At 53.4% G+C, this 21,435-nt stretch carries 14 protein-coding genes; 2 read left to right on the top strand and 12 right to left on the bottom strand.

Going from position 1 to position 21,435, the window contains the following annotated elements; translation table 11 throughout:
• Positions 1 to 3: 3 nt before the first annotated feature.
• Together ACK8P8_RS01845 and ACK8P8_RS01840 are read right to left on the bottom strand one after the other, a co-directional pair.
• A complete protein-coding gene (locus tag ACK8P8_RS01845; protein ID WP_410025466.1) occupies positions 4 to 945 on the bottom strand; it encodes a hypothetical protein in 942 nt (313 codons plus the stop codon).
• Positions 938 to 1,627, bottom strand: coding sequence for a hypothetical protein (locus ACK8P8_RS01840; protein ID WP_410025465.1), 690 nt, complete (start codon positions 1,625 to 1,627; stop codon positions 938 to 940). The genes ACK8P8_RS01845 and ACK8P8_RS01840 overlap by 8 nt, the downstream gene beginning before the upstream one ends.
• Before the next feature lie 264 nt (positions 1,628 to 1,891).
• Between ACK8P8_RS01840 and ACK8P8_RS01835 the strand changes: the two genes are divergently transcribed.
• Complete coding sequence (locus ACK8P8_RS01835; protein ID WP_410025464.1) at positions 1,892 to 5,023, top strand: SIR2 family protein; 3,132 nt, start codon at positions 1,892 to 1,894, stop codon at positions 5,021 to 5,023.
• Positions 5,024 to 5,091: 68 nt separating this feature from the next.
• Here the strand turns inward: ACK8P8_RS01835 and ACK8P8_RS01830 are convergent, their stop codons facing one another.
• The 9 genes from ACK8P8_RS01830 to ACK8P8_RS01790 form a co-directional block, all read right to left on the bottom strand.
• A complete protein-coding gene (locus ACK8P8_RS01830; RefSeq protein ID WP_099290242.1) occupies positions 5,092 to 5,406 on the bottom strand; it encodes an RNA-binding protein in 315 nt (104 codons plus the stop codon).
• Between the two features lie 23 nt (positions 5,407 to 5,429).
• Positions 5,430 to 5,732 (bottom strand): hypothetical protein, encoded by a 303-nt coding sequence (locus ACK8P8_RS01825; protein WP_099290243.1) that lies wholly within the window; start codon positions 5,730 to 5,732, stop codon positions 5,430 to 5,432.
• Positions 5,733 to 5,797: 65 nt separating this feature from the next.
• On the bottom strand, positions 5,798 to 9,637 hold the full coding sequence (locus tag ACK8P8_RS01820; protein WP_410025463.1) for a cell envelope integrity TolA family protein: 3,840 nt from the start codon (positions 9,635 to 9,637) through the stop codon (positions 5,798 to 5,800).
• A gap of 74 nt (positions 9,638 to 9,711) precedes the next feature.
• A complete protein-coding gene (locus tag ACK8P8_RS01815) occupies positions 9,712 to 11,967 on the bottom strand; it encodes a hypothetical protein (RefSeq protein ID WP_410025462.1) in 2,256 nt (751 codons plus the stop codon).
• A gap of 9 nt (positions 11,968 to 11,976) precedes the next feature.
• Positions 11,977 to 13,659, bottom strand: a complete 1,683-nt coding sequence (locus ACK8P8_RS01810) for a hypothetical protein (protein WP_410025461.1) — start codon at positions 13,657 to 13,659, stop codon at positions 11,977 to 11,979.
• Entirely contained in the window at positions 13,656 to 14,558 is a 903-nt protein-coding gene (locus tag ACK8P8_RS01805; RefSeq protein ID WP_410025460.1) for a hypothetical protein, read from the bottom strand. Before ACK8P8_RS01805 ends, ACK8P8_RS01810 begins: the two co-directional genes overlap by 4 nt.
• The gene (locus tag ACK8P8_RS01800) at positions 14,542 to 15,894 is read right to left on the bottom strand and encodes a hypothetical protein (RefSeq protein WP_410025459.1); all 1,353 of its coding nucleotides are present in this window, start codon (positions 15,892 to 15,894) and stop codon (positions 14,542 to 14,544) included. The genes ACK8P8_RS01805 and ACK8P8_RS01800 overlap by 17 nt, the downstream gene beginning before the upstream one ends.
• Positions 15,885 to 16,877, bottom strand: a complete 993-nt coding sequence (locus ACK8P8_RS01795; RefSeq protein WP_410025458.1) for a DUF6046 domain-containing protein — start codon at positions 16,875 to 16,877, stop codon at positions 15,885 to 15,887. Before ACK8P8_RS01795 ends, ACK8P8_RS01800 begins: the two co-directional genes overlap by 10 nt.
• A 19-nt stretch (positions 16,878 to 16,896) precedes the next feature.
• Entirely contained in the window at positions 16,897 to 20,769 is a 3,873-nt protein-coding gene (locus ACK8P8_RS01790; RefSeq protein ID WP_410025457.1) for a phage tail tape measure protein, read from the bottom strand.
• Between ACK8P8_RS01790 and ACK8P8_RS01785 the strand changes: the two genes are divergently transcribed.
• Positions 20,768 to 20,971 carry a hypothetical protein gene (locus tag ACK8P8_RS01785; protein WP_410025456.1) on the top strand — a complete coding sequence of 68 codons (204 nt, stop codon included), beginning with the start codon at positions 20,768 to 20,770 and terminating at the stop codon, positions 20,969 to 20,971. The genes ACK8P8_RS01790 and ACK8P8_RS01785 overlap by 2 nt on opposite strands.
• Positions 20,972 to 21,061: 90 nt before the next feature.
• Here the strand turns inward: ACK8P8_RS01785 and ACK8P8_RS01780 are convergent, their stop codons facing one another.
• The gene (locus ACK8P8_RS01780) at positions 21,062 to 21,415 is read right to left on the bottom strand and encodes a hypothetical protein (RefSeq protein WP_099290253.1); all 354 of its coding nucleotides are present in this window, start codon (positions 21,413 to 21,415) and stop codon (positions 21,062 to 21,064) included.
• Positions 21,416 to 21,435: the final 20 nt, after the last annotated feature.

Below are 21,435 nucleotides of genomic sequence, written 5' to 3'. Positions count from 1 at the left end.
GGTTCAAGGTTGATTGGGGGTGTAACGATAGCATTTTTCAGGGGTACGGATGACCCAGGCACCGCCTTCGTTCCAGCTCTCCTCGTGAGTGAGCAGCCAAACGGCTTCCAGACCAGTGGCGGGAACACATACACCGGTCGCATCCCGCACGGGTTCCGCGTATGTACCGGAGGGAACGACAGGCAGTGTGAGGTCGCAGTTGCGGCGGCCGTAATGATGGGTAACCAACCGGATCAGGTATTCATCGACGGCAGCACGGCTTATGTCGGCATCCGTCAGATCGAGCGTCATCAGTTGCCGGCACTCCGCCAACGGCAGCAGTGTCCCGCAGCTCTGGCGGCTGAGGTCCATCCGGAAGACACCGTCTAACAGAGGTGCGAAGTCCAACGGGCACGCACCGCCGCAAAGCGAGAACCGCTCGCAGCGAAGCGGCTCGGACAGACGGATGCGACGCGCACCGCTCGCGCTCAGATCGAGGCTCTGAAGGGTGAAGTCCCCGTAAAGGCGTACCCGCCGGGGCGTGACGACCGTGTTGTCGAAACGGTGTTCGATAAGCCGCACGGAGGAACTCAACACTACGGGTTCCAACGGGGAGTTGTCGCCCCAGTCGATTTCGGCGGTACCGCTGCCGGAAAGGGAGAAAGCCGTAGCGATTTGTGCGGCTTCCAGCGTGAACCACAGACGGCGCTTGCCTGACGGGTATTTAGGATAGACATTCCGTTCTCCGCCGGCCGGGACGATTTGTTCCCGACGGTATCTGGCGACCACATCCGCATTGATGACGAAATCGTCCGTGTAGAAGAGCTCGTCCCCGCTGTGGAGCGTATCGGCCAGAGAGAGCGTGGGATTGCAGATCAGCAGGTCCACGATGCCCTCGATGGAACCGGTTAGGTGCAGGGCTACATCATACAGGTTCTGACCTTCGGTGACGGTATATTTACCCATGCTGTTCCTCCTTTTCTTCGGTTTCTAACAAGAGCTCTCCGGTAATTGAGTCCATGTAGGCGTTGATGATGACCATGTTGTCGCCCTTGAACTCGGCTTGCAGTCTGGCAGCGAGGTTGTTGTTCTCGAAGTTGCCGTGCAGGAAGTCGATCAGCCCGACTCCGGTGGTGGGATACTGGTACAGGTTTCCCGGAAAGGCTTTCAGCAGGAACACCTCGTTCTGGTATTTGGCGGCACCGATTTCCAGATCGGTGTCGTCACCGGAATAGAGAAGCAGGCAGCCGTCCCGAAGGACAAGGTGGTAACGGCCCTCTTCATTGATGGTCTCGTATTCGGAGAGCCGTATGACCTGCGTCGCACCCTCGCTGTCCTGCAAATACACGGGAAACCAGGTGGTGTTGTTCGTGGAGTTGACGACATATTCGGGATGTCCCGTCCCGGTGTCCAAACGCAGGCGCACGAGCAGCTCCTTGTAGAGTGGCGTGTAAGGGATTTGGACGTAGAAACCCTGTTCGCCACGGCGACGCACGGTGAAGTCCGCCGGGACGGTAATCTCCCCGCGAACCCGTTTTTCGTCCTGCTCTCCCGACAGACGAAACGGGTAGAACACCTTGCCGGCCAGACCGGTCGAGGTGTTTACCTCACCCAAAGAGGGATTCATCGTGATGTCCATGCGTGCCATAAACAAGTATTGAAAAGCCCCGGACACAGGTGCGCCGGTACTGCGTGTTACTGATAAAGATTAGCGACAAAAAAATAGAATGGTTTATAGATTTGCTGTGAAGTGGATTTATTATCAATTATAAGCTGAATAGTTGATTATTCTATTTCCGTTAATTATTAAGCCTTTATATTTGTTCGCATTAAGTCAAATTGTTAAATTTGCAACAGCATTTATGTTTTTATAGAAAGGATGCTGTAAGTTGAGATAAAGATTCAGTAAAATATGGACCAGCACAATTTATATTTGGATTTTGATGCTTTTATTCGTTCGTTTGTCCAGAACCGAGATACATCTTTTGCATTTCTATTAGGTGCTGGTGCATCTATTACTTCAGGAATGCCTTCTGCTAACGATTGTATATGGGATTGGAAGAAACTTATTTATTGTTCTTCCCAGTCTTCAACTCCTTCATTTATCGATCCTAAATCAGATACATGTAAAAACATCATTCAGAAATGGCTTGATAATCAAGGTAAATATCCACCTGTTGGGGATGCTCATGAATATTCCTTTTATGCGGAAAAAGCATTGCCCATTGAGGGGGATAGAGTAAAATATTTTGAGCATTTAGCTCAAGGAAAGCAACCCTATATTGGGTATAAACTTTTATGTCTTCTGAACAAATACGGCATTGTCAAATCTGTATGGTCAACTAATTTCGATGGCTTGGTTGAACGTGCGGCTCAACAAGCCAACATAACGCCTATCTGTATAAACCTGGATTGTACTGATCGAATATATCGGACTGAAAGTAACAATGAATTACTATATATAGCTTTACATGGGGACTATAAATACACATCGTTAAAAAATACTTCCAAAGAGTTGGATAATCAACACCCGACTTTTGTGGCAGCATTGAAACGATATTTTAGCGATAAGAATCTCATAGTAATCGGTTATAGCGGTCGTGATAAATCGCTAATGTCGGCATTAACGGAAGCATTTTCAGAAAGAGGTTCTGGACGCATATATTGGTGTGGTTATGGTTCTGATATACCACCAGAAGTGGAAACCCTATTAAAAGCTGCAAAAAATGCAAAGCGGGAAGCGTTTTATATTGATACTGACGGTTTTGATAAAACGATGCTTTCGCTGGTTATGAATAGTTTCCATTCAGACGTAGAAAAACAAAAAGAAATTATGTCTATATTGGAGAGCGTCCCTGAAGACGACAATACATCTCCATTTTCTATTCATATCACGAAGACGGACAAATACTTGAAAAGTAATTTGTATCCCATAATCTTTCCTAAGGAACTATTTCAATTTGAGATTGAATATAAAGAAGATGAAAGACCTTGGGCTCTTTTAAGGGAGCTAACTAAAGACCAAAGTATTATAGCTGTTCCATACAAGCAAAAGGTATATGCTTTATCTACCGGTTCTGCCATTAACAATGTATTCGGATCCCGACTCAAAAGTGATATTGAACGGATTCCTGTTTCAATAGACGATATAGAGCAAAAAAGCAGTTATAGGGAACTGTTTTTAAGAGTAATACTACAAAGTATATCGACAATTCGGGGTCTCAACGTTGATGTTAGGCATAATACACTTTGGCGACCTGATATTTTCAGGAACGATAATGGCATATTGATTCATGAAGCAATAGAATGCTCACTTATTTTTGTGCCACAACAAAAATACGCCCTGCTTTCCTTGCGACCAACAATATATATAGAAAACCCACGCACGGTTTCAAAAGAGAAAAAGCAGGAGTATGCACGGATATATCTGGATAAAATGTGGAACCAGGCATATAGCAATAAACTTATCCAATGGGAGAATATTGTATTTGGCAATGCACGCCTTATTTTTGAGTTCCCTCAAAATTCTGGCAGTGGATTTAAATTCCAAATAAGCAACAATAGCGGATTTTCCGAAATACAATATCAGGACAACAACGAACGAGGATATTTTTCAAGATCGTATGATAATAGAAGAACGATTTACCGGGGACTTCAACTCAAAGAACCTGAATTAGAATTCGTAAATACATTTGCAGACAGACCTTTTTTAGATTCAAATCCTATGAGAGGATTATCTAATCATAAGCCTTATGATTCTTGGCAAAAAGATGTTTTGCCTCAAAATGTAAGACTGGGTGTGATCTGCCCTCATGCTCACACGGATAGATTCAACTCTTTTTTACAACGCTTAAACACAACCGTACAGGCAAACGATAATTCGGATTACATTCAGCCATATACAGGATTTCACAGTATATATAAAACATTACTGGAGATTCCTGACCGCAATACAGATAAGTGGATAAAAACAGAAGATACGCCGAGAGATACGATAAGCCTTGCACAATCAATATGTCACCAAGCCGGTAGTTTAGCAGATAAATATCCGGGAATTGTGGTTGTAATTTACATACCTACATCTTGGAGTATTCACAAACAATTCAAGCATAACAGCGAATCGTTTGATTTACACAATTATATAAAGGCTTATGCAGCTCAGCACAGTTTTACAACTCAAATTATAGAAGAAAAGACTCTGAGTGATCCAATGGTGTGCGAAATCTGTTGGTGGTTGTCGTTAGCTTTATTTGTTAAGGCAATGCGTATCCCTTGGGCATTAGCCAGTCTTGATTCAGATACGGCGTATGCAGGCATTGGTTATAGCGTCAAAACGAATAGTAAAGGAAAAGTGGACATCGTTTTGGGTTGTAGCCACATATACAACGCTAAAGGTCAAGGGTTAAGATACAAATTATCAAAAGTTGAGCAACCTCAATTTGATGGGAAAAAGAATCCTTACTTAACTTATGAGGAAGCATTCAAATTTGGAATTACCATACGAGAATTGTTCGTTAAATCTATGGATAAATTACCTCGCAGGGTTGTCATTCACAAACGAACACCATTTAGAAATGAAGAAATTGAAGGCATTACTCATGCGCTAAGTCAAGCGGGAATTAAAGACATCGACTTGATAACCATCAATTATGAATACAATGCTAAATTTATAGCACAAAGAGTTTATAACAACAATATTTCTGACGATTCATATCCGGTATCGCGTGGAACTTGCATAAAACTGTCATCAAGAAATGCTTTACTATGGACACATGGTGTTGTTCCATCAATTCGGGGTGGACGGCGCTACTATCCCGGTGGCAGGTGTATTCCAGCTCCTCTAAAAATAACTAAGTATTATGGTAAAGGAGATCTATCTACTATTGCTTCTGAAATTATTGGATTTACGAAGATGAACTGGAACTCATTCAATTTATATACGAAATTGCCAGCAACAATTGACACTTCTAATACATTGGCACAAGTAGGTAATTTACTGCATCAATATAATGGAGCAACATACGATTATCGATATTTTATTTAGTTCTATAAAACATTAGTCTGGCAATGCCAGACTAATGTTAATACGGAAATTTGTGCTGCAAATTCATACTATTTCCCGTCATAAATTTTCTCCACGACCATCCACATGTCGTCCGGCAGCTTCTCGTCCGAGATTTTCTCGCACGCCTGTTTCAGGTAGGCCAGTTCGTCGGCAGTGAAAGCGATGGACTGCGGCGTGTCTTTCTCGATGTCCCACTCGATGCGACCGTTCTCCTCATTCTCGTGCAGACCGACCGCTTCGCGCTCCTTGGCGGAGATTTCGATTTTGCGGAGAATCTCTTTCTTGGTGTTGAACTCCTTGAATGTGCCGTCTTTGGGCAGGATAACCGGAATGTAGAGCCGGTCCTTGATGTTTAATTCCATATTGCTGATAATTGGTTTTCGTGTTATTCGGTTGCTGTCTCGGCGGTAACGGCGGACTGGATCAGAGCCATAAAGTTCTCGAAGTCGGCCATCATGCCGGCAATGGACACTTCTTTGGGCAGAGAACAGAAGATTTGTCCGTTTTCGTAAGTAACGGTGCCGATAAAGACCGGAGGCGTGTCGCTGTCGGGGCGGCTTTCCGGGGTGTAAACAGTCGCCACCACCCGCTCCAATGCGTTGTCGGTGATGGTGAAGTCCAGATTGTAGAAGGCGCGGTCCGTGCGTTCCTGCGCCGTCTTTGTCGTCGTGATACGGATGATGTTCATATAGCAGGTTTTATGAAAGAATAGCATATTAAGGAACGGAACAGGTGACAATGCTCCAAAAAAGATCACAAATCCCAGTCCGCCGTACTGATTACCTGAAAATTGAACGAGCCGTCATTCCGGGAAGCATCGTCCTGCGTGTAGATGTCGAAATAGTAGGAATAGATCGCTTTTACTGTCGGGTAAATCGGGGTGTTTTCCGCCGTGGAATAGATTCCGGTAGCCATGACGAGGTAACGGCTCGACAATCCCCACGAAGAGGGAAGATAGACGCGGTACATGCCTTTTCCCAATCGGCTGACGGATACGGATTTTGAACCGTCGAAACAGAAATAGCGGATAGATGCGCTGGAAGTTGTTCCGGTAACAATGCCTGTAACAAGAATTTGCTGAAACTTTCCGTATCGGCTGGTTGTCATCAGGTCCCGGCGGTTGAGTATAATCCATCCGAAAAAGGTCTTGTCGTCCCCGTAACCGATCATCTCGATGACCTCTCGGGAAAATTTGAGCGTCGTTTTCGAGATGCCATCTTCGTAGAAATATTTCCCGCTCGGAGCCGTGATGCTCATCACTCCCGTGGAGACGGTCGAGCCCCATTTATAATTGACCAGACAAATCCGGCGGCCGGAGTTTTCCAGTGTCCATTGCAGGTTGATGTTTTCGTTCCAGCCTCCGGATTGCGTACACACCACGTTGTCGTAATGCACGGGGTCGGTCTGTACATCACTGGTCGTGCCGCCGCCTACGACAATCCAGATGGAAGGGTCGTTCTGGACGAAGGCACTGCGGATGGTCCCCTGTATGGTCACGTCCTTGAATTTACCTCCTTGGGCGATGATGTTGCCGGCGGCATCCCACTTGAATTTGCCGTTGGCCACCTGTCCCGAGCCATCCGTGTTGAAAAGGCTGCGTCCGGAGCCGAACGAGGCGGAACCGTCGTTGTTGAGTTTCCACCGCGTACCGTTGGTGATGGAGCCGTCGGCGCCCAACGAGACGTTGTTTTTCCAGATGCGGCTGTTGTCGAAAGCCCAGCCGGCAATGCGGTTATAAATCTCCTTGGCTCCCGATTTTGTGTAGTTGGCCGACAGACAGAAGTATTCCACGTTGTCCCAGGTCATCATCTGGATGCCGAGAAAGCCCGTCTTGACCGTACTGCCCGAAGCGGCGATCTGTCCGAAGACCACATGCCCGGCATTGCTGCTCTGACGCCATGTCATTACGATGCCCAAGGGTTTATAGGCACCGCTGTACCAATAGCCCGAGCCACTGGCCGCCGAGCGAATCTGAATCGGCATGGCACCGACAGCACCCACACTGCCGGCCGTGATGTTGTCCGCCCCGATGGTCCAGCCGCCAATCTTGCCCCGCACGAATGTACAGGTCAGACCGTTGATATAGTCCGTGTTGATGATGTTGGCTTTGATGCTGGCTGCATCGAGCTTGGAAGAGTTGATGCTCCCCGCCGCAATGCGGTCGGCACTGAGCGTCCCCGTCCGGATACTGCCTGCGTCAATGGCGACGGCATTTACCTGCGCCGCAGTCAGCGTGCCGGTATAGATACCGTTGGCATCGATGGTTGTGGTGTACCGTTCCGATGAAGTGACATCGAATACGGTTGCGTATGCCACCTGCCATGTAACCGGTGCTTCGGCTGTAGCGGCCGCACCACCTGTCAGATAAAAAAAGTTGGTCGAGGAAAAGGATGCAGTGCCGCAGACTACTTTATAGATATACTCGCACCAGTCTCCCGTACCGGCAGTCGGAGTCAGCCATTTACTGGAGCCACCCGTTCCGATGTTATTTGTCGCCCAGGCGATTTGCCGTCCGGCCGGAATCTTGGCTATGATACGGACAATGAATATCTTTTTATATCCGGTTTGGGTATAGAACGTGAAGCCTCCGAATCCGGGAGAGGCGCTTCCAGTAGTTTTAATCTCCAATACATAACCGCTGTCATTGGGAGCCGATGCGCCGGTTCGGGTTACGGTCACCGTACCGTTACCTGCATTGTTATAGACATTGACGCTATTATTGCCGTTACGGAAAGTCGGATCACGGTAGAGCATTTTACCGAATGCCATCGCCCGTGCCAGTTCTTTGGCGGCATCGGACTTGCTGGTGGCGTCTGCCGCCGCTGCATTGACGGCTTCCGTTTTCTTGGTATCAGCATACGTTTTGGCGGACGCCAATGCCGAATTGGCCGCATTGGTCCAGTTCAACGACACCGCTGCCGAAAAAGTCACCGCACCGGCTGCATTCCATGAGATGTTCCCCGAAGCGATACTGCCGGAACCGTCGTTGTTCAGCTTCCATTTGCTGCCGTTCGTGATGGAGCCGTCCGCACCCAATGCGATGTTGTTCTTGTAGAAACGGCTCGCATCGATGTTCCACCCGGCAATCTGGTTGGCCGAGCCGAAACGGGCAAGACAAGTGCCGGCGGCATCCGTGGCGAAAAATCCGAAATCAGTATCGGAGTTGTAATAGAGTTGTACCCGCTTGCCGCTCGTTGCTCCCGAACTGGCTCCATAAACGACCATCCGTTTGTTGCCGCTGTCCAACAGGATGTGGCTGTTGGATAACGTGGTCGCACCGATAGTCCAGCCGCCGATGGTTCCCCGAACGAAAGCGCATGTCAGACCGTTGATGTAGGCCGCATTGATGATGTTTGAGCGGATCTCCGCAGCATTCAGACGGGCGGTAGCGATGGTGCCTGCCGTAATCTGCGAGGCGTTGATGTTGATGGCACTGACGGTATTGGCGGACAGTTTCCCCGTGAATATACCGTTTGCATCGATGTAGGTCAGCTTGTTCGACCAGCCTTCCGTATTGGCTTTCGAAGTGATGGCATCCGCCACGGCACGGGCATCCGTACCGGCTTTCTTGGCATCGGCAATGGAGGCGTTCAGCGTAGTGGTCAATGCAGAGATTTTACTGTCCGCATCTTTGCCTGCCTGCGTGATGGCTTCGCTTTTTTTCGTGTCAGCGTAACTTTTAGCCGAATTCAAAGCCGCATCGGCCTTACTTTGTGCGGTAGCGGCAGCACTGTTGATGGCTTCGCTTTTCTTGGTGTCAGCATAGCTCTTGGCACTGCCCAATGCGGCATCCGCTTTATTCTGGGCAGTAGCGGCAGCAGCGTTAAGCGTTTCAGTCTTGGCTTGCTGGATGGCATTGGTCCAGTTCAAACTGACTCCTGCACCGAACGTGATTTTACCGGTTGTGGCATCGTAGCGGACAAACTGGTCGCCGTAACCGAGCTGGACATTGCCGCCATTATCCAGAACAAAAGTTTTGTATCCGTTCTTGAACCCGCAGATGCCATCAATGGTCTCGGTAGCAATACTGCCCGACGCTGTTTTCGTACTGAGGGCAAAACGGCCGATGGCGGTCCCCGTAATGGTTCCGTCATGGTTCTTCACACCGGCAAAGAGTTTCGGCGTGATGACGGTATGGCTGTCGATGAGCGTTTTACCGGTATTCCATTCCCGCACCCAGTCCAACAGGTTGGCATCGGCACCCGCTGTGCCCGGTGCTCCGGCTTTTGCTTTCGACCATACGAACGACAGGCGGTAAACCGTCCCCACAATGGTAACGGGAATATCCAATGAACCGTGGTCGGCAAGGGTTGCCGTTCCGGTAGCAAGCGTATAGGTCACTGTTTTTCGGCTATTATCCACCGAAATAGATGAGAACCCGGTTGGTTTAACAATTGCTCCGATGGTAAAGTCCTTGTATTCCGAATCGCCCAAGGTAACCTTGATGGTCGAGGTCAGAGTAACGGCAGAAAGTAGCTTCCCCGAATGGTCTGCGGGGAAGACGTATTCCCCGAGCGATTGGCTGATCGTGTAGGAATCCTTCTGTATGTAAAGCGTGGTTTGCCCACGGGCGATAAGTTGTCGGCTGCTCATACGTTTTGTTTGTATAAGAATAGCCGTATGTGTGGGCAATGAGTTTATAGACGAGATGGGTTATCTCATATTGCCTACATGAGCACTTCACAGTTGAATACCGCCTTGCGCCACACATCCTCACCGGTAATCCGCAGCGTGCGTCCCCGATGTTCTTCCGCATTCCAGAGGGCATCGCTGTCGGTATCGTCGCTGATACGGTTCCAGAGAAAATGTTCATCAGGAATCCGGTCAGTGATTTCTGTTCCCGCTTTGTAAAGACGGGCACGAAGTGTCGTTTCGACCATGTGGTTGCGGAAAACGGTACCCGAATCGGACTCCACATGCAAAGAATAGCTGTCACTGCCGTCGTATTGTTTGGAGACGGTATGGGTGGCGTGGTACGACGCGCCGGAGGAGCGGACGACGAAGCGGAGTGTCAGCACGTTCCGCCCTTCCCAGCCGGAAAAGTCCGGCGTGAGCGTGTAAACGGATGAGGTCCCTCCGGTGTCTTTCCACCCGCCGTCTGCGGCAAGGTATTCCCAACGGCAGGAATCCGCTGTCAGGTTCTGCGCCGTGCCGGTCAGGAGGATTTCTGCCGGGTCACAGAGATTACCGGAAACGGCATCGGGATAGTGAAACACCGTACTGCCCTCGACGGTGACGAAACGGGGTCTCATCTGTTCCTGCATCTCTTCGTCCAAATCCTCCCAGCGGATGGTGACATCCTGCAAGATGATGGTGTCTTTGTTCCAGCGGAAACGGCCGCCGGAGAAGTATCCGCTGCCGTCGGGGTTGATGACGAACGAATCGTTGCCTGCACGAATGGAACCGTCCGGCTCCAACCGCAGCAGAGGGTGCTGGATTGTGCCGCCCACGCCGCCCCGGCAGAACCATGCCCCGTATTCGTCGGTCTCGTTCAGGGTGTCGTCCGTGGGTTGGTACAAGGTCGGCACGTTTCCTTTTTCGAGTTGTGGGGAACTGAAAAACCAGACCACCCGGTTCTCGGTGCGGAAATCGATGCAAAGGTCGTTGCCGGAAACAGGTTCTATGTCGAAGGCCACATGTACCCGTTGCCAGGATTGAGGCATTATAAGGCTGGCAAGCACCTTTCCCCCGTGAAGAATATCGAACGATATCTCTTGTTTGGACGGGCAATAACACCAGAACGAGAGACAGTAACGCTCGCCCGCGTGTTTCTCGGCCCATGCTTCTTTCTGGCAAAGCAAGGTCCCGCCGCTAACGGGAAGCAGGATATTTTTCCCGATACCGCTCGGAGAGTGGGACGAAAGGCGAACGACCGTCGTGGTGAAATTACCGTTCAGCGAATCGAGGATGCAGTTCTTGTGAATGCGTCCGGCGTAGAAGGTGCTGCCGAAACCGCCCTCGTCACCGGCGGTCAGCGTACCGGCTACATGGACGTCCCGCGTGGCGTAGAGACGCTGGAAGTAAGCCCCGTAGCCTTGCAGCATGCCGAACAGCGGGTCGGCGATTCCCGTGATACGTCCAATACGGATTTTGGCGGCTTCGGCAAAGGAGGAAAGGTGTTCTGACAGGCAAACATTGAGGTCGCCGACCTCGCACCAGTCGCCCGGATTAAGATGTCCGGAAAGGTCGAAAGCCAGTATGCGGGCATATTCCGCAGGAAAGTCCACCGTAATCAGGCTCAATCGGTATTGCCACTCGGTCGTAACGTCCACGGTGTCCTGTCCGTCCGTCTCCGTGCCGTCGGCATACCCGAAGCGTAGCGGCACGGCGGACAACGCTTTGGATGCACGGATACGGAAGGAAATGACCAAACGCTGGGGATGGGAAACGGATCGGGGAAACGGAAGCAGCAATCCGCCTGAAGCTGCCGTCTGATCGGCAGAACGGGTGATTCGGATAATCCGGCTGGCCGGACCTCCCGAGGGAAGATAATGGTAGCTCCATGTCGCATTGTCACTGCAACCGAATGCGGCAAGCGATGCGGGGCGGTACAAGGAACGTTCCGTCCCCATACCGTCGATGACATCCATGTACGGAGCTTCTTCATCCGAGGCGGTCAGGTACATGGCACCGCTGCGCCGTTCATCGGTCAGGCTCGTGAGGCGGACGAAATCCAGCAGCTCCCCGTCACGAGGCTCATCGCCCTCGATGAGCGCACCGATGAAATACGGCGACGACGCCTCCTTCCCATCAGGCAACAGCACGGAGTCTTCACCGGTGGCCAGTACGACCATCAGACTGTAAAAGGTCTGTGCGCCGTCCACGTACTGGCGGCGCACGACGTCTCCGGTGTGCAACCCCTGCCGTTTCTTGGAACCGGGGTCGATGCGTATCTTGAATCGGGAATATTCGTATAGGGCCATAAGTCGGATTTACAGTTTCTCGACACTGTCCCCCGAACAGGTATCGGTAACCCACAAGGCTCCGTTGGTCGCCGAGGAACGCTGCACTTCCAATTCGTAAAGCCGCATCCGTTTCCGGACGGTCAGTTCGTCGAAGGTCGCTGAGATGCTTCCCGTCGTTCGGCTGCGCAGGATCGCCCAACCGGTACCGGCCATGCCGGAGGTGAATCGCTCCGAGGAGAGACTGCCGTCGAAGTAGGCGTTACCACCGTGACGGATGCCGTCCTTGACTTGTCTGAGACAAATGTTGTCGGTAAAGAATAGTCCCTCTGCTGTAAGACGGGTGAAGCTCCCGTCGATACCGATGTGTCCCGTGACCTCGACGGGATTCAGGGCGACGATAAAGTCCCCGAATGTGCCGATGCGCAGGGAGTTTGAAGTTCGGTTTAACGGAGCGTAACGGCTGGTGGAGGGGGCATGGAACAATAGTGTCGCAACCTGTTCGTATTGACCGCCGGGAGTCTGGGTGTGGTCGCTGCGGGAAACGAAAGCCAGCATGTCGTCCTCTCCGGTCAGATAACAGCCGCCCGTGCTCCCGAAACGCAGGCGCTTATGGATGACGATGCCTTCGTCCTCACTGTCGGTGCGGTACGAGGAGAGCAGGTCCCCGCCGTAGTTGTGCCGTACCCGGATGGAGTCGGGAAAGTACGCCGCTCCGTATGGGGAAAGCAGGACATGTTCGCCGTCGATGTCCGTGAGGTTCGACATCAACCGGATTTTAACCGTGTGGTCGCCGCCTACGAGCAGGTCGCCGTCGGCACCCTCCAGCCGGATGTCGCTCGCACCGGAACCTTTGAGCACGGTAACTCCGCTGATTCTTACGCCGCATCCGGCTGAAAAGGTCAGGTCGCTCAGACAGGATACGGTCTCCCCGAGAACAGAGAAGAGCATCCGCCCGCCGTCGCCCAACTCCGCGCCCTGCAAGGCACGCAACTTTCCGGAGAGTGTCGCCGCTCCCGCAACTTCGAGAGAACCGGCGACGGCAGCATCGTGCATCGACCAGTCCACGGTGGAAAGGTTGGCGTTACCGCCGTGATAGACTTCCCGTCCATGAATGAGCAGACTGTCCGAAGTCAGGAGCACTCCGTTTTCTTTGGACTCGCCCAACAGGATACTTCCGGTCAGGGAAAGGGCGGCGTCAGCGAAATCGACCCGTTTCCCGCTCAGGTAAATCGTACCGGTAGCCTGTTCGCAACGGAGCGGTTGCATACCACCCACAAAGAGTTGATTGCTGCCGACATGTACGTCGCCTGTCAGGCGGATGCCGTAGGTGTAACCGATAATGTTTCCCTCGTCATCACTTTGTGAGGTGCGGTACGTTTCCAGCAGACGACGGTTGTCGATGCCGGCGGTAAAACCGTAGTCGGCACATAACGGTCCCTGCATGTCGCCACCGCTTCTGGGCAGATAGCCTGCCCAGCTACCCGTACCGCCGCCCTCTCCGGAAACGCCTGACGAAATCGCCTCTGCAAACCCGTAAGCCGTGTTGTGCAGACGGATGGATGTATCATCGCCTTCCTCCACACCGTAAGGATTGTTCTCGCTTTTGCGCTCCTGGGCGTTGAAGAAGGTCTGGTATAACTGGCGGTAGAGACTGTAACACAGGCTCTGCGTATCGAGACCGCCGATGCCGGGATGAAGGGTGACGCTCATTTGGTATAGGAGGTTTTGGATAGGAATTTCTGAATCTTGGAGGTCAGCGAGAGGAAGTTGGGAAAGTTCAGTGGCTGCATGGTTCCCATCAGCGTAGGCGTCATGATCTTGCTGCACTCCGTCAGGAAGTCCAGCATGAGCTGCGCCAGCTCGTTCCCCAAAACAAGCGGTTCGGTGGCGTTCTCGTCGCCGAGCGTCACTTTGTTATCCGCTACGGCAACGGTCGTGGAATTTACCTTCTGCACGATTTTGTCGGCGGTCTGTCTGACTTCCGATTTATCGACAGTCTGCGTGATCTCTTCCGCACTCTGCACGACCGACGACTCTTTGCCGCTGTCGTTCTTGACCGTTGCCGTGATACCTTCGGCCGTGTAGCTGGTATGGGCTTCGTTTCCGGTCGGTTCCAGTTCGTCGTAGTCGGGCGAAGAGTCGCTGTCGGGGTCGAGAGCCTCGGTTTCCGTCATGCCGATACGGACTTCCGAATGGGCTTCCATACGGATGGTTTCGGCATGGGAGTAATTGACGATGTAGGCATGGCGGGTGGCAGCGTCCAGTACGATGGTCACCTCCGAAAAAAGGGTCGGCACGATGAGAAACCCGCCCTCGTTGTTCCGGGCGGCAGCCAGCAACACGCCTTTGTGGATGATACCGCCCGCCGAGGCCGTTTCGTCGGGGTATTCACCCACGTCCACCGTGCCGCCGTAGTCGGCGAACTCTTCATCGCCGGGGTCGTCATGTATCTTGGCGACATAGCCGTGAATCATGCGGGCGGTTCCCACACCGCCCATACCGCCCGGAGCCATCTCGATACGCTCGATACTGCGCCCCAATGCGATTTTGCGGATCGCCTCCTGTATCATCCGCCGGTTGTTGTCCTGTGAATTATGCTTTGTTTCCATACGTTGTTTTTGTTCCTTTGATTTTATGCGGTATCGTGATTTTCTGCCGGTAGCCTCCCGTTCCGAAAGTGGTCGTAACCTCTTCGACGATGTAAGTGCCGTTCTTGGCAGGGTTCCGGTCATCGGTGAGTTCCACCTGGCAAGCCGGATATAACCCGAAATCCCCGAAGAGCGTCACCGAACCGCTGATGCCGTTCAGGTTGTAGCTGCGGAAGTATTCGATGGCCTCTTCGACGAGCTTGTCGGAGTTGATTTTCATGTTCGGCGACATGTAGGGCACGATGGTGTAGGTCGAGAGGTCGGCTTTCGTGCGGGCCTGTGCGCCGCTGGCCGTGGTGTTGCCCGTGACCTTGTGCGTCTTTTTGCTGATTTGCGTGGCGTTCACGGTCTGAAACTCTTTACTGCCGGGGGTGTTCGGGTCATAGTCGGGGTTCAGGCGCACCGTCACCTCAAAGAATTTCTCGTCCGAGCCCAACGCCTTGGCCTGCACGGCAAGAAATTTCGGGTCGGTTTTGAGCACTTTCAAATCCGACGATGCCACGTGCGTGTCGAAGCGTATGCGGAAAGGGCCGGACGACGTGTCTTCCGGAAACCGGGGCTGGCTCTTGGCCGATGAATACGGACGGCCGATGGCGATGGCAGGCATCTGGTCGGGACTGTTTTCGTCGTATTTCAGAAAACAGTAAATGCGGTAGCGGCTCCACGCCGAGAGGATGTCGGCCACGGTGAAGTTGTCCGTGATTTTGATTTTCCCGATCTGGATGTCGAACCGCTTGGTCTCGGAGTGCAGTTTGAACCCGGTATCTTTCAGGATGTTGTATTTGCCTTCCATTACGTCGTTCACGCTCGTGCCCGATGCCGGCGTCTCGAACTTGGGCGCCTGTTTCAACTTGAGCTTGTAGGCCATATTTTCGCATTTCAGCTCGAAGCTGCTCTCGGTGTTGTAGCCGGTGATGTACCCGTCGAACATCGTGCGCAACATCCCGTTATACCCCAAGCGGATACGCACCCGTTGCCCGATTTTGAAGGTCGTGGCATCCATCGCCGAGTAGCTGGAACGTTTCTCGATGACCACGCCGTCCTGCATGACCTCGGTGGTTATCCGGCTGGCATCCTTGCCTTCGAGGGTGGCAGTTCCGATGATGGTGGAACGGAAAACGGTCCCTTTGGGAAAGCGGATGGTCGCCGTGCCGATGAGCTTCTTGTAGGTTTCGACGATTTCGACCTCCTGCACCTCCGTGAGTGTGACAGGGTTCTGTATCGCCATCGGGTTCCCCGGGTCGGGGTCGCCGACGGTAATCCGGCAGCATAGTACGTCAAGCGGTGCTACAGCCATAGGTTGTTCAGTTTTAGTATGGAGGTCGGGTCGATAACGTCGGTTCCGAACCGTACCCACTTGATCCATTTGTTCGTATGTTCGATGGCTTCATCTACCACCTCCGCATCTTTGGAAATCAGCTCTACCGCCTCGGATGGTTCCACCGCCACGCATTGCAAGGTATAGGGCTGCACATTCCGGTATTCGGCGGTTGGGAGCGAGTAACCCAGAATGATAAGCTGCGAGATTTTCAACTGCCGCAGGATGGTGTTGTCGCAGTCAATGACACCTTTGTACTGGACGATTTTCAGGAATTTCGACAGCTCGGCCTCCGGGTACACGTCGGGATATTTGCTGGTAATTCGACCGTTTACGGTAAATTCCAGATCGCCACCCGAAATGAACTCTTTTCGGGTATAGTCGCGGCCCTGCACCGTGGTCAGCACGATGTTGTTTTTCGAGGAGAGCTGCACCTGCGGACCCAAATCGACGAAAGTGATCAGCCCGTACTTACTGTTGGGCTCCACCTTGCCGCTTTCCTTGTCGTAGTAGGTTCCCTCACTGCTGATTTTCAATTCGATGTAGTCTGCCACCGTGCGGCCCACGATGCTGTCGGTGTAGTTCTTCTTCTCGGCGACAGTCTGCTGTTCCTTGATGAGCTGGTAGTATTGTCCCGATTTGTTGACGATGGCACTCTGCGACTGGGTTTCGAGGTATTTGTCACGCTCTTTCTGTTCCCAGTATTTGATATAGCGGGGATAAGAGCGGAGCATGCCGTAAGCCGTCTGGCAGGCGAACTGGATGACGGCACGTTTCAGGATGTCACTGTTTTTGGAGAAGTAATGCACGGCACCGTCCTGAAACTCCGCGAGTCCCAGACCGATGGCGCGACGGGCGGCATCGCTGATGTAGCCGCCCAGTCCGCCGTGCGAAAGGATGCCTCCGCTCAGAAGCGTCGAGGCACCGATATTGAGTAATCTGCTGCCGAATAAGTTCTTCATGTCGTTGTCTTTTCGTTAATTAACCGTTCCACGAGGCGTCGAAGTCATGCACCACGTCGATAAGCGCCTGCGCCATCTGTTCCTTGAAATGCTGGATCTCGGCGGTCTGGCCTTCGGGCGATTTCAGCAGGTCGATGGTCTCCACGCTCATCAGGTTGGTGATGTTGACGATGACCTGCTTGGGAGCCGCTGAAGACAGCCGCCCCGTACCGGAGTAGTTACCACCCGCACCGCCGTCGTCATCCCCGGAAACACCCGTGATACGGTTGGCATTGAACGGGGAGGTGTCGTTCGAGTCCGGCTCGTTGGCGTAGAGCGCAGCCGAGAAGCCCGCCTTGCGGAGGATGTTTTCCGCAGCCTCTGACGAGCCGCCGAATACCTGGCGCAGGGTGCCGGAAAGGTTTACCAACAAATGGTGCACACGTTGCCGGCCGGCCAGCATCTCCTGACGCTCCTTGTCGGTAGCCTGCGCGTTCAAAGCCTTCTGTACCCACAGCCCGTCTTTGTTCTGCGTAAAGCCGCCACGGGTCAGCTCGCCATAATCGAATCCCGATTTCTCGATCAGGGCACGTGCTCCTGCCATGCTCTCGATGGCATCGAGATAGCCCTGCGCCGCCGTGGTGATATGCTTCACGGTGGTGGTGTTCTGGTAAGCGGCGTAGGTGGGCGTATAGGCCGCAGCCACTTCCGGCAAATCTCCGAGTGCATCGGTATAGGCAACTTTGCCGTCACGCTCGAACCAGAAAGGTTTGTCCAGTCCGAGTTTCTTTGCGGCTTCGGCTGCCGTCACCGCCTGTTGCCCGTATTTGAGGGCGATGTTCTCGATAAAGGCGCGGACCTCCAACGGGTCGGACATTTTGCCGAACTCGGCGTAGGCGGCATTCAGACGCGACTGGCTGTCACGGCGGGCAATGGCGGTGATGGCCTCCCGGCTGTCGTCCTGTTGGGCATCCTCCGGACCATATACGTCTAATATCGTAATCATACCGTCAGAGGCACCCACGGCGAAAGTGCCGGCCCAACCGGACCACCAGTTTTTGGTAAAGGCTCCAATTTTATGTCCGCTGCTCTCCTCGATGGTCTTGCCGGAGGTCAGGTCGTCCACCGCCTTTTTGGTGTCGATGGCCTGCTGGTAGGTTTTGTGCAAGGCGGCATACAGGTCTTCGATAACCGGGTAACGGTATTTCTCGTTGGCGGTAATGTCTTCCAGTACGGCGTCCTTGGCTTTCTTGATCTGCCATGTCTTATAGGCGACCCAGCCCAACGCTCCCACCAATGCGGCGATACCGGCCGTAGCGGCAACGGCGGTCGTGCCGATGGCACTTAGGGAACCTGCGGCACCGACCAGACCGCCGCCCGTAGCGACCTGGGAGGCGAACAGCGAGGAGAATCCGGCACGGGCGGCAAAGGAACCGGCTCCACCTTGCAGCAAGGTACGACCCATCGCACCCTTGCCGCTGACTCCGGCTGCCTGCAAGGCCGTGACAAGGGCCCGTTTGTTGGCAAAAGAGAGGGCTTTGATTCCTCGGGCACTGGTCAGACCCGTCAGACCGGAAACCAGCTCGACGATGGAGTTGCCTGCGGCCTGTTTGCCGATAAAGCCGACCGCGACACCGACATTGGTCAGGGCGCCGGCGAGTTTGAACAGCCGCGTGGCGACAAAGCCGGTGAACAGGAGCGGCTCGATCCAGTAAAAGTTGCGGGTCATCCACGAAGCGAAGTTACCCAGCACGGAGAGCAGGCTCATAACACCCTGCCCGATGGAGGCGAGACCTCGGGCGAACTCGCGGGAATTGAATTTCGCAAGGAAGTCTTTCAGTGTGCTCCGGATGACCGGCTCGACGAGTTCGTACCCTTGCATGAAGGATTCCGTGAGCTGGGAAGTCATCTGGTACCACAAACCTTTGGTCGTGTCCTGCTTTACCTGTGCCAGCTCGGAGGAGATGCCCTGCGATGCCCGGTTCTGGGAAGCAAGCGTCCGAAGCTGCCCGTAGTTGCTGACGAACATCATGGCGGCGTTACCTCCGATTTTACCGAAGATGGTCTGCATGTCGGCCATCGTCGCCCCTTTCTTGTTCAGGTCCTCGAAGATGTCGGCCAACGGACGCAGCTTCTCCACCTGCTTGCCGTAGATGTCCTCCATGCGCGTGAACTTTACACCCAGACGGTCCAACGCCTCCCGTGCCTCTTTGGTAGGCTTGGCGAAGCGGGTGGCCATAGCTCGCAAAGCCGTACCGGCCATCGTCCCCTTGATACCCATGTTGCCGAGTACGCCGATGGCAGCGGATGCCTCCGTGAAATCGACGCCCGACAGACGCAGGTAACCGGCCGCCATCTTGAAGGATTCGGCCATCTCGATGATGTTCACGTTGGAACGCGAGACGGTAGAGGCCAGGATGTCGGCCACCGAGCCCATGCTGGTGTTCTTGATGTTATATCCCGTCTGGATGTTGGTAGCGAGGTCGGCGATTTGCGAGATGTCGTTGTCCCCGATGAGCGCAAGGTTCGTAATCGGGCGGATCGATTCGTTGATGGTCTCGATACCCATACCGGCCATACTGAGGAATTTCACCGCACCCGCCACCTCGATGGCCGTGAACTTGGTCTCGACACCGATGCGGCGCACGTACCGGGCCATCCGGTCGAAACGCCCCTCGAAGGTCGCCAGGTCGGAATCGGCAACCCGGAGAATCGAGTGTGCCGACTGCATGATGTTGGAATACTCGACGGCCTCCGTGAACTGCGTGCGAAGGAAGTTGTAGGCCATGTAAGCGTTGAGCATACCGGCCATCGGGAGGTTCCGCCACGACGGAGCTTTGGAATACTGGATACGGTTGATAGCCGCACGCCGTTTGCTGCCATATACGGAATCCTCGAAAGCCGCTTGACGACGCATGGAGGTCACCGCACGGGCTGCGTTGCGCCGCCGCTGGGTCTCCTCGGCCTGACGGCGTCGCTTCTCCGCATTGAGTTCCTCACGGCGGGTACGCTCGGCAATTTTGCGCAACTCCCGGTCGGCACGAGCACGTTCGCTTTCACGTAAGCGTGCGGCACGCTCGGCGGCGCGGATTTCCGACATCTGGCGGAAGGTCTCCACCTGCAAGGCCGCTTTCTCTTTGGCCTGCTGCATGCGCTGGCGGTTCATGGCCTCGTCCGCGTAAAGGCGTTTGTTCAGTCCCGCCTGCTCTTTGTCGGAAAGCACGGCCGCTGCGACCGGGGCATACGGTGGGCGCACGACGGGACCGGCAGGAACGGAGTTTGCGGGTGCTGCCGTATTCAGGTGCAGCGTCATAGTGGCTGCGCCCCGGATATTGCCCAAGAGTGTGAGAATCTCCTGCAAGCGTACACGGGCTGTGTCGGTCTTGATGTTTACCTCACGCCCTTTCTCTAAATGAGCGAGGGCCGAGTTGATTTTGCCGATGGAACGGGTAACCGTCCGCTGGGTGTCCATGACACTCTTGACCGCCGAAGCGGCATTCCGTTTCGCCTCAGCCTGCTGCTCGTCCAATTTTTTCTTGCCGACCAGCTTGTTTGTCTGGTTACGGAGCGCACGACCATCGATTTTCTCACCGGGATTGATGGTCAGCCTGATGCCCTGCGTCAGTTCTTTGATTTCGGTCAGCAGGTTTTTGACACCTTCCAGCCGCTTCTCCGTCTCGCCGGTTCGGATTTCCAGGTCGAAGTTGAAATCCTTCTTCTTGCCGTTCTTTCCCCGGAAGGTCTTTTCCACGGCCTGCATCATCTCGTTGATGTTGGTCACGACCGGTGCAAAACTTATCCGGCCCTTGCTCAGCTTCTCGACAGCATTGGCAAAGGCGGTGACCTGCTCGGTTCCCTCCGTGGCATTGACCTTTATATCGTAATAGACTTCGTAATTCTGCGTTTGAGCCATGAATAGCGTGTTTACATCCGTTGAAAGAATAGCCCTTTTCGGGTGCCGGGGACTGAAAAGGGAAGCCCCGCAGTCACAGGGGCTGCGAGGCTTCGGGAAGCGGATCAGGGAGACGGCGGTTGCAGGGTCAGACGGGAGACGAGTACCTGCTGGTGAAGCCACAACGCCTCCTCGGAAAGCATGGCGAACTCCTCGTCCGTGATACTGTCGAGATGGACACCCGGAAAGTAGTGGCGGATATAGATCAGCCGCTGACGAATCCGCTGGTCGTCACGTACCGCCCAGGTGTCTATCAGTTTACCAGCAGGCTCTGACGGGTGGTGATGATTTCCGAAAGCTGCGACATCAGACCGAAGAGGAACAATGATTCGTTGTCCACTAATTCCTTGTCGCCGTCGAGGAAGCAGTCGCGGGCAAGCTGACGCATGGCGTTTACCTCGTCCTTCTTCGATGCCGCCATGAACTTCGAGAACTGCGGGAAGGTCGGCTCACCCATGTAGGCGACGTAGAACTCCTTCTCGCCGCAGTCCGTATCGCCGAACACTACCATCGGATAGACCTTGCGGACTTTCTTCTCGGCCTTCAGCGCGGCCGCTTTCTCCTTAATCTGGGCTTCCTGCTCCAGCGTAAGATTCTTATCTTCCATTTCTGCGTGATATTTGGTTA

This window comes from Butyricimonas muris, assembly GCF_046365375.1.
In the GTDB taxonomy this organism is placed as follows: Bacteria; Bacteroidota; Bacteroidia; order Bacteroidales; family Marinifilaceae; genus Butyricimonas; species Butyricimonas muris.
The sequence above is the reverse complement of the archived record's forward strand: the minus strand, read 5'-3'. Positions and strand labels throughout refer to the sequence as shown.